General features: G+C 31.3%; 13 protein-coding genes, 2 tRNA genes and 2 rRNA genes (1 of these 17 cut by a window edge). 2 read left to right on the top strand and 15 right to left on the bottom strand.

Annotated elements, in window-relative coordinates; translation table 11 throughout:
• Positions 1-52: 52 nt before the first annotated feature.
• The 4 genes from CSPA_RS00790 to CSPA_RS00775 are packed head-to-tail and all read right to left on the bottom strand — an operon-like array spanning position 53 to position 4,595.
• Entirely contained in the window at positions 53-2,524 is a 2,472-nt protein-coding gene (locus CSPA_RS00790) for an ATP-dependent Clp protease ATP-binding subunit (protein ID WP_015390315.1), read from the bottom strand.
• A 22-nt stretch (positions 2,525-2,546) separates the two neighbouring features.
• Positions 2,547-3,554 (bottom strand): protein arginine kinase, encoded by a 1,008-nt coding sequence (locus CSPA_RS00785; protein ID WP_015390314.1) that lies wholly within the window; start codon positions 3,552-3,554, stop codon positions 2,547-2,549.
• Positions 3,547-4,125, bottom strand: coding sequence for a UvrB/UvrC motif-containing protein (locus CSPA_RS00780; RefSeq protein ID WP_015390313.1), 579 nt, complete (start codon positions 4,123-4,125; stop codon positions 3,547-3,549). The genes CSPA_RS00785 and CSPA_RS00780 overlap by 8 nt, the downstream gene beginning before the upstream one ends.
• A gap of 14 nt (positions 4,126-4,139) precedes the next feature.
• On the bottom strand, positions 4,140-4,595 hold the full coding sequence (locus CSPA_RS00775) for a CtsR family transcriptional regulator (protein ID WP_015390312.1): 456 nt from the start codon (positions 4,593-4,595) through the stop codon (positions 4,140-4,142).
• A gap of 174 nt (positions 4,596-4,769) precedes the next feature.
• On the opposite strand from CSPA_RS00775, the gene CSPA_RS00770 reads away from it, so the two are divergent.
• Entirely contained in the window at positions 4,770-5,408 is a 639-nt protein-coding gene (locus CSPA_RS00770; RefSeq protein ID WP_015390311.1) for an MBL fold metallo-hydrolase, read from the top strand.
• Between the two features lie 69 nt (positions 5,409-5,477).
• On the opposite strand, the gene CSPA_RS00765 is transcribed toward CSPA_RS00770, so the two are convergent.
• From CSPA_RS00765 to CSPA_RS00735, 7 genes are all read right to left on the bottom strand, one after another.
• Positions 5,478-5,648 (bottom strand): DUF362 domain-containing protein, encoded by a 171-nt coding sequence (locus tag CSPA_RS00765; protein WP_008426524.1) that lies wholly within the window; start codon positions 5,646-5,648, stop codon positions 5,478-5,480.
• 123 nt (positions 5,649-5,771) lie between these two features.
• A complete protein-coding gene (locus CSPA_RS00760) occupies positions 5,772-5,975 on the bottom strand; it encodes a heavy-metal-associated domain-containing protein (RefSeq protein WP_015390310.1) in 204 nt (67 codons plus the stop codon).
• Positions 5,976-5,986: 11 nt separating this feature from the next.
• On the bottom strand, positions 5,987-6,892 hold the full coding sequence (locus tag CSPA_RS00755; RefSeq protein WP_015390309.1) for a PSP1 domain-containing protein: 906 nt from the start codon (positions 6,890-6,892) through the stop codon (positions 5,987-5,989).
• A gap of 3 nt (positions 6,893-6,895) precedes the next feature.
• A complete protein-coding gene (locus CSPA_RS00750; protein WP_015390308.1) occupies positions 6,896-7,828 on the bottom strand; it encodes a DNA polymerase III subunit delta' in 933 nt (310 codons plus the stop codon).
• An 18-nt stretch (positions 7,829-7,846) separates the two neighbouring features.
• Positions 7,847-8,179 carry a cyclic-di-AMP receptor gene (locus tag CSPA_RS00745; RefSeq protein WP_015390307.1) on the bottom strand — a complete coding sequence of 111 codons (333 nt, stop codon included), beginning with the start codon at positions 8,177-8,179 and terminating at the stop codon, positions 7,847-7,849.
• A 75-nt stretch (positions 8,180-8,254) separates the two neighbouring features.
• Positions 8,255-8,896, bottom strand: a complete 642-nt coding sequence (tmk, locus tag CSPA_RS00740) for a dTMP kinase (RefSeq protein ID WP_015390306.1) — start codon at positions 8,894-8,896, stop codon at positions 8,255-8,257.
• A gap of 46 nt (positions 8,897-8,942) precedes the next feature.
• Positions 8,943-9,125: a sigma factor G inhibitor Gin gene (locus tag CSPA_RS00735; RefSeq protein WP_015390305.1), complete on the bottom strand. Its 183-nt coding sequence runs from the start codon at positions 9,123-9,125 to the stop codon at positions 8,943-8,945.
• A gap of 261 nt (positions 9,126-9,386) precedes the next feature.
• Here CSPA_RS00735 and CSPA_RS00730 point away from each other — a divergent pair, with 261 nt between their 5' ends.
• Positions 9,387-10,550 carry a zinc-binding metallopeptidase family protein gene (locus tag CSPA_RS00730; protein WP_015390304.1) on the top strand — a complete coding sequence of 388 codons (1,164 nt, stop codon included), beginning with the start codon at positions 9,387-9,389 and terminating at the stop codon, positions 10,548-10,550.
• Between the two features lie 133 nt (positions 10,551-10,683).
• On the opposite strand, the gene CSPA_RS00725 is transcribed toward CSPA_RS00730, so the two are convergent.
• From CSPA_RS00725 to CSPA_RS00710, 4 genes are all read right to left on the bottom strand, one after another.
• A tRNA-Cys gene (locus CSPA_RS00725) sits at positions 10,684-10,758 on the bottom strand.
• Between the two features lie 4 nt (positions 10,759-10,762).
• Positions 10,763-10,838, bottom strand: a tRNA-Phe gene (locus CSPA_RS00720).
• A 5-nt stretch (positions 10,839-10,843) separates the two neighbouring features.
• Positions 10,844-10,960, bottom strand: a 5S ribosomal RNA gene (gene rrf, locus CSPA_RS00715).
• An 83-nt stretch (positions 10,961-11,043) separates the two neighbouring features.
• A 23S ribosomal RNA gene (locus tag CSPA_RS00710) occupies positions 11,044-12,518 on the bottom strand (it continues 1,435 nt past the right edge of the window).

Here is a 12,518-nt window from a genome sequence, read left to right as displayed (position 1 = left end):
CCATTTCAGTCTATGATAAATTTCATTCTTGAAACAGTCCATCAATTACAGATTAGCTTCTATTCATCTCCAAATCATTTTTAACAGATTTTCTAAAAACAAGTTTATTTTCTAATTGACTTACGCTAACTCTATCTCCAATTCGTATATTTCCTTGTAAAATTTCTTCACTTAGCTTATCTTCTACTTCTTTAATAATAAGTCTTCTTAAAGGTCTTGCTCCATAATCCAAATCAATTCCTTTATTTAACAAAAACTTCTTGCTATTATCCTCAAAATTTAGATAGATATCCCTACTTTCAAGTCTTTCCTTGATTGATGCAAGCATCAAATCAATAATTTGATTTAAATCATCATCACTTAGCTTATGGAATACTATAGTATCATCTATTCTATTCAAGAATTCAGGTCTAAATTTTTGTTTTAATTCCCCTAATATGTTTTCCTTCATTTTCTCATATTCAGTTTCTTCATTATTATTTGAATTACTACTGAACCCTATGCTTTTTTGTTTTTTAATTTGATGAGCTCCAACATTTGAGGTCATTATAATTATTGTATTCTTAAAATTAACAACCTTTCCTTTACCATCTGTGAGTCTTCCATCTTCCATAATTTGAAGCAATATATTAAATACTTCTGGATTAGCTTTTTCAATTTCATCCAAGAGAACTATTGAATATGGTTTTCTCCTAACAGCTTCTGTAAGTTGGCCACCTTCTTCATACCCTACATATCCTGGAGGAGAACCTATTAATCTTGCAACAGAATGGCTTTCCATATATTCTGACATATCTACTCTTATAATACTATTTTCATCACCAAACATAGCTTCTGCAAGTGCCTTAGATAGTTCAGTTTTTCCTACTCCTGTTGGTCCTAAAAATATGAAACTTCCAATTGGTCTATTTGGATCCTTTATGCCAACTCTTGCTCTTCTTACAGCTCTCGCTATAGATTTTACAGCTTCATTTTGACCTATAACTCTTTTGTGTAGTATGTTTTCTAAATTTAATAATCTTTCGCTTTCTGACTCTGTTAATTTCCTTATTGGTATTTTTGTCCAAGATGCTACTACGCTTGCTATTTTTTCTGCATCCACAACTAGTGTCTTAATTGAATTTTGTGTGTCCCAATTATTCTTCATATTGTTTAGCTGATCTTTTAACTCTCTCTCTTTATCTCTTAAACTAGCTGCTCTTTCAAAATCTTGTACCCTAATAGCATCTTCCTTTTCCTTGCCTATATTTTCAATTCTTTCCTCTAAATCTTTTAGGTCTGGTGGTGCTGTCAAACTTTGTATTCTTACTTTTGCAGCCCCTTCATCTATTAAATCAATAGCTTTATCTGGCATAAATCTATCTGTTATATATCTATCTGACAAGTTAACAGCTGCTTCTAGAGCCTCATCTGTAATTTCAACCCTATGGTGTGCTTCATATTTATCTCTTAAGCCTTTTAATATCTCTAAAGTTTCTTCTTTTGAAGGTTCCCCTACTACTATAGGTTGGAATCTTCTCTCTAATGCAGAATCCTTTTCAATATATTTTCTATACTCATCTATAGTAGTTGCTCCAATACATTGAATCTCTCCTCTAGCCAAAGCTGGCTTAAGTATATTTGATGCATCAATAGCGCCTTCGGCACCTCCAGCACCAATTATAGTATGAATCTCGTCAATAAAAATAATTATGTCCTTATCTTTGATAATTTCCTCCATTGTCTTTTTTAGTCTTTCCTCAAATTCTCCTCTATACTTTGCTCCTGCAATCATTGACGTTAAGTCCAAAGAAATAACTCTCTTACTTCTTAGTATTTCGGGAATATTTCCTTCAACAATTCTTTGAGCCAATCCTTCTACTACCGCTGTCTTACCAACTCCTGGTTCCCCAATTAAACATGGATTATTTTTAATCCTTCTACAAAGAATTTCTAATAACCTTTGAGTTTCATTATCTCTTCCTATAACAGGATCCAATCCTTGTTCTTTTGATAATGCTGTTAGATCTCTTCCATACTTATCAAGCATAGGAGTATCTGCCTTCTTATTTTCCATCGTATTTTTATCACTAACTTTATCTTCATAATTTCCTGATAAAAATGCAAGTAACTCCTCACTTATAATAGCAAAATTAAGATTTAAACTTTTTAGAATTGTATAAGCCATCCCCTCTTCTTGATTAAGTAACGCCAACAAAATGTGTTCTGGACTGACATATTTATGATTTAATTTTTTAGCTGCTGCAAAACTTTCATCAACCAATCTTTTTGTTCTTGGTGTTAGTAATATATTATCATCTGTTTTTTTAATATCACCATATCCTAAATATCTATGTATCATTGCTCTAATCTTTTCACTATCAATGCCATGTTTATTTAGTAATTTTGCAGAATATCCATCTTCTTTTAATATTCCAAGCAGCATATGTTCTGTCCCAACATATCCGTGCTTAAATTTTTCAGATTCATTTTCAGCTTCTAAAATTACAGCTTGAGCCCTTTCTGTTAATTTATTATATTCCATATAACTTACCTCCTATCTTTCATCAGGCTAATACTTCTTTTATAAAATTTGCTCTTTCATGCTTACTTTCTTTTTCATCTAAAACTTTTCCAAAGTAATTTTGCAGTGCTGAATCACTTACATGTGTGAATAAGTTATCTAATTTATTTTTATTCATGTTTAAAATCTCTAATTCTGCTCCCAATCTAACATTAGATAATAAATCTATAGTTTCTTTAAAGTCTAGAAGAATTGCATTCTTTAATATTCCATAAGCTCTAAATACTCTATCTTCTAGCTCATATCTGCATTTACTAAGTAGTATCTCTCTAAATTTATTTTCTTCTGTAATTACACTAAGAACGGCTTCTTTTAATTTTCGTATGATATTTTCTTCTGTCAATCCTAATGATACCTTATTTGCTATTCTATATAGATTTCCATGCACCTTATTTCCATCCAAATAAACACCCTTTATTATCATCCCACTTTCATTAAGATTTTTTGAGATATTTTTAATTTCCTCACTCATTGTAATTGCTGGTAAATGCAATATCACAGAAGCCTTCATTCCCGTACCAACATTCTCTGGTGAAGCTGTTAAATATCCTAAATTTTCATCAAACGCATATTCAAAATTCTTTTCTAACTTATCATCAATGATTGATGCTCTGCTAAAAGCTTCGTCTAAATTTAATCCTCCACTAATACATTGAATACCTATATGATCCTTCTCATTTATCATAATACTAACATCTTCATTTTTATTAACAATAAATGCACCCTTATCAAAATTTTTTAATAGTTCTTCACTAATTAAATTCCTATCTAAATATTGTTTACTGAAATCATTTTTTGTATTCCAAATTTCATGCATTGTAATTTCTTCATCTATAAATTCGTTTTTAAGTGTGTTATATATTATTTTACTATTCTCTCTCCCTTTAATGTAATTCAACTTATTCGGGAATGGTAAATCATTAATATTTCTAGCAAGTAATACTTTACTACTTAATACTATTCCTATTTGTCCATCTTCATAATTAATCATTCCATTCACCTTCCTTTACATTAAATTCATGTTTTAGTCCATTTTCTAATATATATAACTCCAACTTTTTGATTTCATCCCTTATGATAGCAGCTCTTTCGTATTCTTCCGTCAATATTAATTGCTGCATTTCCTCCTTTAATCCTTTAAGTCTTTGTCTTTGAACTAATTCTTTCCCCTTAATTTTAGGAATTTTTCCTATGTGCTTTATCCCTAATTGCAAACTCTTTATTCGTGGTTCAAGAACAACCTGAAAATCCTTGTAACAATTTGCGCATCCTAACCTTCCTGACTTTTTAAATTCATCATAAGTTAATCCACAATTTGAACAAACAGTTTCTTTTATTTTATTACTATCTACATCACTTTTATTCATATCTGCATTAGATAATATTTCTGTAATCATTCCTTGTAGTGGCAAATTGATATTTTTTAATATAGGATTAAAAAATGGAACATTTGCTATGTCTTTTGCACAATTCTCACATAACCACACTTCTTGTTTTTGTCCATTCATTATAGTAACTAAATTTATTTTCGCCTCATTTTTCCTACATTTTTCACACAACATATATATCCCCACCTTTAAGATAAAATTATCATAATCATTCCTTTTAAAATATCGGCTCTTATTTTATTTTTATTATCTGCTGAAGTTAAACTTCTATCATTTACTGCTATTTTCATTATCTCGCATTCTCTTTTTTCAATAATGCCAGATTCTAATAAGTGATTGACCAATGCATTTGCATTGTGATATGTTATTGTATCTCCTATACTTTGATTTATCAATTCTTCTCTTTTGTTTAAATCGTCATATTCCAATTGTTTTATCGCAATATGACCGCCTCCACCCCTCTTACTTTCTATTAAATATCCTCTTTCGTAAGTAAATCTAGTTGTTAGTACATAGTTTATTTGAGATGGTGCACATCTAAATTGATCTGCCAATTCATTTCTTTGTATAAAAACCACATTATTTGCATTTTCATTAAACATTTGTTTTATAAATTCTTCTATTATATCTGAAAGTCTTGCCATAAAATCACCTACTTAAACCTTAATAATATTTTTGTTTTTGACTTACTTTGACTTTGTGATAATTATTATACTATATTTATTTTATTTTTAAAAGTGTAAATACACATTATTGATTATTTCTATTTTTATGTGTTAATACTATACAATAGACCAAAATTTGTAGGGGGTGGTTTTATGCAAATAACTTGGTATGGACATTCTTGCTTTCTAATAAAAACATCTATTGGAAAACGAATTTTAATCGATCCATTCGATAATAACCTTGGATATGAAAATGTTTTTCCAAAATGTGATTTAATCACATTTAGTCATAATCATTTTGATACTTCATATTTAAATACTACAAACAATACAACTAAATTAATTAATCAAACCGGAATCTTTGATATGAATTATATTAAAATAGAAGGGTTTAATTCATTTCATGATAAGTGTAATGGGCACAAAAGAGGTTCTAATATTATTTATATATTTAAAGAAGATAAATATACCCTCTGTCATTTAGGTCATTTGGGTCATATCCCATCTTCATCTATATTAGAAAATTTAAAAAATATTGATATTTTGCTTATCCCAATTGATGGTAACTTTACTCTAAATGGTTTTGAAGCAACAAAACTCTGCAAACTGATTTCACCTAAATATATAATTCCAATGAATTATAAAACCAATAAGACTTCCTTAAATTTAGATGATCCTAAAAATTTTATTTTATCTCAAAAATATGTGAAAAAAATTAATTCCAATATTTTAGACACTTCAAATTTAAATCCTAATTACGAACCAGAATGTATTTTATTAAAATGCCCATAAAAGCAATTTTAAAACTTTATATAAATTATAAAAATAAAAAAGATCGTCTAAAAAGACGATCTTTTTTTATTACTCTTGGTTTGGAGCTCCTACTGGGCAAACATTAGCACAGTTTCCACAATCAATACAAGTATCTGCATCGATAACGAATTGAGTATCCCCTTGAGTTATAGCACTAACTGGACATTCTCCAGCACATGCTCCACAACTAACGCATGAATCATTAATAACAAATGCCATCTAGAACACCTCCTAATAAATTGTGGCGATTAACCTCTTACATTTTATCATGTATTCTAATCTTTTTAAAGCATTTTATATCAGATACAAATTTATTTTTTCTCACATATAATAATATTTAAATTATATAATAATATATCCCAAGTCTTCTATTGAATTTATAACTTTTTCAAATGCCAAAAAACTATCATTATATATTACTGTTACTTCTTTCTTTGATAATGATATTTCTGTAGCTATCACACCTGAATTATTAACAATTATTTCTTGAATTACCTTAGCATCTTTATTTGATTCCATATTACAAATCTTAATAACAGATTTCATAGAAATTCCTCCTACTTTTCATTAATAAGATTTTTTAATAGTGTTTTATCTTCTTCTGATTCAACTACTAGTTTTATATTATTTTCATCAATTGTATCTTCATATTTTCCTGAAATAAGTTCTACATCTGTTATCTTAATTTCTTCAACTACTTCTTCGTCACCTTTTTTAATTTTAACTTTTACTATTTCTTTAACTATCGAATTGCCTATAACTTCGCCATTCCCAAATTCAGTTTTAACTATAGATCCCACCTTAGGCAATTTCTTTCTTATATTTTCATATGTAGTTTGCTCATAATTTAAGCAGCACATTAACCTTCCACATATCCCTGATATCTTAGTAGGATTTAAAGAAAGGTTCTGTTCTTTTGCCATTTTAATAGAAACAGATGCAAAATCCCCTAAAAATGTTGAGCAGCACATTGATCTTCCGCATGGTCCAAGTCCACCAATCATTTTAGCCTCATCTCTTACACCAATTTGCCTTAATTCTATTCTAGTTTTGAATATTGTAGCTAAATCTTTAACCAATTCTCTAAAATCAACTCTACCATCAGCCGTAAAATAAAATATAACCTTATGATTATCAAATGTATATTCAACATCAATTAATTTCATATCTAACTGATGTTCTTGAATTTTTCCTAAACATATTTCCAATGCTTCTTTTTCTTTATCTTTATTTTCTCTATGTTTTTTTATATCATTTTCATCCGCAATTCTTATAACATTCTTTAATGGTGATACTATATCTTCTTCGTTTATATCTTTAATTCCTATAACACATTCGCCAAATTCTATTCCTCTAGCTGTTTCTACTATCACATAGTCACCTTTATTAATCTTGAGTTCTGATGGACTAAAATAATAGATTTTTCCTGCCTTTTTAAACCTTACTCCTATAACTTTTATCATCAATTATACCTCCGCAAATCCCATAAGCAAAACACTTATGGTCATTGAATAGTTTGTGTTACTATTAAAATTTATTCTAGCTTCTGTTATGTATTCTAACATATTATTTAACTTTTTATAAGATATTCTCCTCGATATATCCTTTATTTTATCTACTTTATCAAAATTAACAATAAGTTCATCATTATTTAGTTCTTTAAAAAGCATAATATCTCTCAAATATGACAGAAGTATATTTAATAATTCAAACTTATCATCCTTAGCATTCTTTAATAATTCTCCATATTTTAATGTATATCCTTGATCTCTACTCAAAATGTCTTCAAATATCTCAATGCATATTTCTCTTAGCTTTTTTAATTTTTCATCGTTTATAAGCTTATCTACATTCCCAGGTATTCCTGCACTATAAGCTAATGCAGACTTTTTAATATCAGAATCTAAGTTAGCATAATTATCCTCAATATAGTTTGATATTTCTGTTTTTTTCAATGGCGTTAACTTATATATTTGACAACGAGATTTTATAGTGTCTAATATTATTTCTAAAGAATCACTTAATAATATTAAGTACACGCCACTAGGTGGCTCTTCAATAGTCTTAAGTAAAGCATTTTGAGCTTGAATTGTTAATTTATCACACTTATATAATATTAGTACTTTTTTATCTCCTTCATATGGTTTTTTATTGACCTCAAGTATTATATTTCTTACATCATCAACTCCAAAAGAACTTGAAGAAGGATAGTACCTTACAATATCAACACTCTCTGCATTATTCTTCTCTTCTATAATAGCATTAGAAAGATATTTTGCTATTATACTCTTTCCAATTCCATCATCTCCAACTATCAAATTTGCATGAGAAAACGAATCATTCAATTGCCTACTATTTATATTGTTTATAATATTTTTATGACCTATTATTTTTCTCAATGCACTCTCTCCTTGGAATTATATTTTAACAAATTGATCTACATCAATTACAAATATAGTTGCACCACCTACATCAACTTGTATAGGATATTGCTGTGTATACCCACCTTCATTCCCTCCAAATGCACTTGATGTAACTATTGTTTCTTTTCTTTTTTTACATATATTCTTAATAATATCAATAACAGCTTGAACTTTTTCTTCTTCTATTCCCACCATTAAAGTAGTATTCCCTGATTTTAAAAATCCTCCTGTTGTTGCTAATTTTGTAACTCTATAATCTTCTTCTGTTAATGCTTCTGTAACATCTATTGAATCTTCATCTTGAACAATTGCAATTACTAACTTCATTATAATTCCCCACCCTCAAATAATAATTTATTATTTTTATTATTATTTTACCACAAATATGACCATTTTTATTATTTAGTTAATCAATGACTTTATTTTTGAATCTAATATAGATTTTATTTGCTTAATAACATTTTCTTTTGATTGCTCTGCATCAATTTTTATGATTCTATCCTTATTTCTTTCATAAACAATATTATACCCATCTCTAACCTTCTGATGAAAATCTAATTCTTCTAAATCCAATCTATTAATTTCTCTGGAATTATTATTGCTTATTCTTTCCAATCCAATTTTAGGATCAAGATCAAATAATATAGATATATCAGGCATATATTCTCCAATAGCGAATTTATTTATGCTCATGACTTCTTCAATTCCTAAGTTTCTTGCATAACCTTGATACGCTAATGAAGAATCTATGAATCTATCACAAAGTACTATTACTCCTTTTTCTAAGGCAGGTATTACTTTTTCTACAAGATGCTGTCTTCTTGCAGCGGCATATAGTAATGCTTCTGTTCGAGCTTCCATCATCACATTTTCTTTGTTTAATATAACTTGTCTTATTTGTTCAGATATTTTAATGCCACCAGGTTCTCTTGTTTGTATGCACTTTATTCCTTCCTCAATAAGCCATTTATATACTTCTTCTATTGCTGTTGTTTTTCCAGAGCCTTCTCCCCCTTCAAAAACTATAAATAAACCTTTTTTCATAACAAATACCTCATTCTCAAGAATATTGATCTGAGAATAGTTTGATTTAAACTTGTTGATTAAACAAAATTATTTTAATTTGATCTTTATAAGTATCATAATTCAAATTTTTCGGCGTTATATTCACAATTTTATCCTCACAAGCCTTACAAATCTTTTCTCCATTTAATATTATACCATCACTAGTGCTTTCTCCACACATAAAACATAAGTTATTTAAAATTTTCATAACTCTATCCTCCTAATTTCATTGATATTATAAAATTATTAACAAATTAAACGCCTTTAATACAAACATATCTACTAAAAATATCTAAACAAATATTTTTTTACTTTTTGGTAATACTAATAATTAATAAAAATAATATTTCACTCTATCAATAAAATAATATTATGAAAGGAGATTTTACTACAAACATAGTTAAATCTATATATTACATATAGTCTATTAGTTTTATTTTGTTTGTGTTAAGTAAAAAAATTTAAGTTTATGAAACAAAAGATTATTTCTTTTCTCTCTACATGCAATGAAGATATTAGAAACTTGTGCAGCTACTTATATAAGCACCCAGAAAGTAGTTACAATGAAGTAAAAGCTTCTAACTATATTTGCGATTTGTTAGATAAATATAATTTTCAAATAGAAAAAAATTTCTTAAATATAAAAAATGCTTTTATTGCAAAAAAAGGAAAAGGACATCCCAAAATATGTTACCTCTGCGAATATGATTCAATAGAAAATGAAGGTCATATTACTGGACATAATATGGTTACAGCGATGTCTGTTGCAGCTACTTTAGCTTTAGGAAATATCATTAATGATATTGGAGGTTCTGTAATTTTAATTGGATGTCCTGGCGAATACCTTGGTGGAACTAAAGGAATTATGGTTAAACAAGGTGTATTTGATGATATAGATGTTGTAATGTTAGTACATCCTGATACTTCTACCTGTGAAAGTGGCTCTTCATCGGCCATTATTCCATTAGGACTGAAATTTCTGAGTAAAAATAAATTGACATTTCTAAATAAAGATTCATATACATCTTTAGATGCTGCTCTTTTAACTATTAATATTTTAAACTCTATAAAAAAAGAATTTCCTGATAATTTAGATATAAATACAGTCATCTCAAACAATGGATATACAACTTTACTATTGCCATCGGAAACTGAAATTAAATTATGTATTAGAGCATCTAATACAGCAACAGCCAACTATGCACATAATAAGATAATAGAAATAGCCAGAATAGTAACTAAACTTATGAATATTCCTAACAAATTCTTCTTATACGAGTATCCTAATAAAGAACTCGTAACAAATCGCACATTAAACCGATTATTTAGTCATAACTTAAAAGAAAGTGGAATAATAAACATAAACCCACCACGAGATATTTATGCTGGACTGAGCATTGGTGATGTAAGCCATAAAGTTCCTTGCATACATCCATATATCTCCATAATAAATGATACGACCATTAAATATGGTAGTATTGAGTTTGCTAAAGCTACTATTTCTACTTTTGCTTTAAAACAATGTGATATTGTTGCTACTTCTCTTGTACTAACTGCTATAGATTTAATAGAAAATGAATCATTACTCAAAGAAGTTAAAACTGAATTTTTCAATACAGTACATACTATATAATTTATTTTGCAGAAAGCCATATGAAAGTAAAATTCATATGGCTTTAACTATGAGTCCTATTTATTATTTCAGAAACAAAAAAATAACTTATATACTACTCTTTTAAGTTAGTATATAAGCTATTTTTACAATTTGGAGGCGCCACCCAGATTTGAACTGGGGAATAAAGGTTTTGCAGACCTCTGCCTTACCACTTGGCTATAGCGCCATTATGGTGGCTCGAACTGGAATCGAACCAGTGACACGAGGATTTTCAGTCCTCTGCTCTACCGACTGAGCTATCGAGCCATCTTACCTCGCAACTTCCTACTCTCCCACACAGTCTCCCATGCAGTACCATCAGCGTTATAGACCTTAACTTTCCTGTTCGGAATGGGAAGGAGTGTCACCTCTATGCCATCATCACGAGATTTATTCAGTTAACAGTTTTTTGAAAGATATGTTCTTTCAAAATTGCATATAATTATTAATGTATTTTTTACAACTTAACTTATTGGTCAAGCCCTCGACCTATTAGTATCAGTCAGCTAAATATGTTACCATACTTACACCTCTGACCTATCAACCTTGTAGTCTTCAAGGGGTCTTACTAGCTTATGCTATGGGAAATCTCATCTTGAGGGGGGCTTCACACTTAGATGCTTTCAGCGTTTATCCCTTCCCGACTTAGCTACCCAGCTATGCTTCTGGCGAAACAACTGGTACACCATAGGTCAGTCCATCCCGGTCCTCTCGTACTAAGGACAGCTCCTCTCAAATTTCCTACGCCCGCGACGGATAGGGACCGAACTGTCTCACGACGTTCTGAACCCAGCTCGCGTGCCGCTTTAATGGGCGAACAGCCCAACCCTTGGGACCTACTTCAGCCCCAGGATGCGACGAGCCGACATCGAGGTGCCAAACCTCCCCGTCGATGTGAACTCTTGGGGGAGATCAGCCTGTTATCCCCGAGGTAGCTTTTATCCGTTGAGCGATGGCCCTCCCACGAGGTACCACCGGATCACTAAGCCCGACTTTCGTCCCTGCTCCACTTGTAGGTGTCGCAGTCAGGCTCCCTTCTGCCTTTGCACTCTTCGAACGATTTCCGACCGTTCTGAGGGAACCTTTGGGCGCCTCCGTTACATTTTAGGAGGCGACCGCCCCAGTCAAACTGCCCACCTAACAATGTCCTGTCACCAGTTTCATGGCATCCAGTTAGAACTTCAATACTATCAGGGTGGTATCCCAACAACGACTCCACTAAAGCTGACGCCCTAGTTTCCCAGTCTCCCACCTATCCTGTACAGACAATACCGAAATTCAATGCTAAGCTACAGTAAAGCTCTACGGGGTCTTTCCGTCCAATCGCGGGTAGCGAGCATCTTCACTCGCACTACAACTTCGCCGGATTTGCAGTTGAGACAGTGCACAAGTCATTACGCCATTCGTGCGGGTCAGAACTTACCTGACAAGGAATTTCGCTACCTTAGGACCGTTATAGTTACGGCCGCCGTTTACTGGGGCTTAAGTTCATACCTTCGCATTACTGCTAAGTATTCCCCTTAACCTTCCAGCACCGGGCAGGCGTCAGCCCCTATACATCAGCTTTCGCTTTAGCAGAGACCTGTGTTTTTGTTAAACAGTTGCTTGTGCCTATTCTCTGCGACCTGCTTTCGCAGGCACCCCTTCTCCCGAAGTTACGGGGTCAATTTGCCTAGTTCCTTAACTGCAATTCTTCCGTCGGCCTTAGGATTCTCTCCTCATCTACCTGTGTCGGTTTGCGGTACGGGCACTACTTCTCTCTCTAGATGCTTTTCTTGGAAGCATGGAATCAGATACTTCGGTTCCGTAGAACCTTCCCCATCACGCCTCAGAATTGTTGGAACGGATTTGCCAATCCCAACTCCCTAAACGCTTAGACTAGCATCCAATAGCTAGCACATCCTATCCTTCTCCGTCACACCCTCGATATTAACGATGATAGTGGTA

Source organism: Clostridium saccharoperbutylacetonicum N1-4(HMT), assembly GCF_000340885.1.
Lineage (GTDB): Bacteria > Bacillota > Clostridia > Clostridiales > Clostridiaceae > Clostridium > Clostridium saccharoperbutylacetonicum.
Note: the sequence above shows the minus strand (reverse complement) of the source record. Positions and strands in the feature narration are given on the sequence as shown.

Excerpts from the sequence above, each read along its gene's own strand:
- CSPA_RS00730 (WP_015390304.1), top strand. The coding sequence starts at position 9,387 with ATGAAACAAAAGATTATTTCTTTTCTCTCTACATGCAATGAAGATATT.
- CSPA_RS00755 (WP_015390309.1), bottom strand. The coding sequence starts at position 6,892 with ATGATAAAAGTTATAGGAGTAAGGTTTAAAAAGGCAGGAAAAATCTAT.
- CSPA_RS00790 (WP_015390315.1), bottom strand. The coding sequence starts at position 2,524 with ATGGAATATAATAAATTAACAGAAAGGGCTCAAGCTGTAATTTTAGAA.
- tmk (WP_015390306.1), bottom strand. The coding sequence starts at position 8,896 with ATGAAAAAAGGTTTATTTATAGTTTTTGAAGGGGGAGAAGGCTCTGGA.
- CSPA_RS00735 (WP_015390305.1), bottom strand. The coding sequence starts at position 9,125 with ATGAAAATTTTAAATAACTTATGTTTTATGTGTGGAGAAAGCACTAGT.
- CSPA_RS00785 (WP_015390314.1), bottom strand. The coding sequence starts at position 3,554 with ATGATTAATTATGAAGATGGACAAATAGGAATAGTATTAAGTAGTAAA.
- CSPA_RS00770 (WP_015390311.1), top strand. The coding sequence starts at position 4,770 with ATGCAAATAACTTGGTATGGACATTCTTGCTTTCTAATAAAAACATCT.
- CSPA_RS00775 (WP_015390312.1), bottom strand. The coding sequence starts at position 4,595 with ATGGCAAGACTTTCAGATATAATAGAAGAATTTATAAAACAAATGTTT.
- CSPA_RS00760 (WP_015390310.1), bottom strand. The coding sequence starts at position 5,975 with ATGAAATCTGTTATTAAGATTTGTAATATGGAATCAAATAAAGATGCT.
- CSPA_RS00765 (WP_008426524.1), bottom strand. The coding sequence starts at position 5,648 with ATGGCATTTGTTATTAATGATTCATGCGTTAGTTGTGGAGCATGTGCT.
- CSPA_RS00780 (WP_015390313.1), bottom strand. The coding sequence starts at position 4,125 with ATGTTGTGTGAAAAATGTAGGAAAAATGAGGCGAAAATAAATTTAGTT.
- CSPA_RS00745 (WP_015390307.1), bottom strand. The coding sequence starts at position 8,179 with ATGAAGTTAGTAATTGCAATTGTTCAAGATGAAGATTCAATAGATGTT.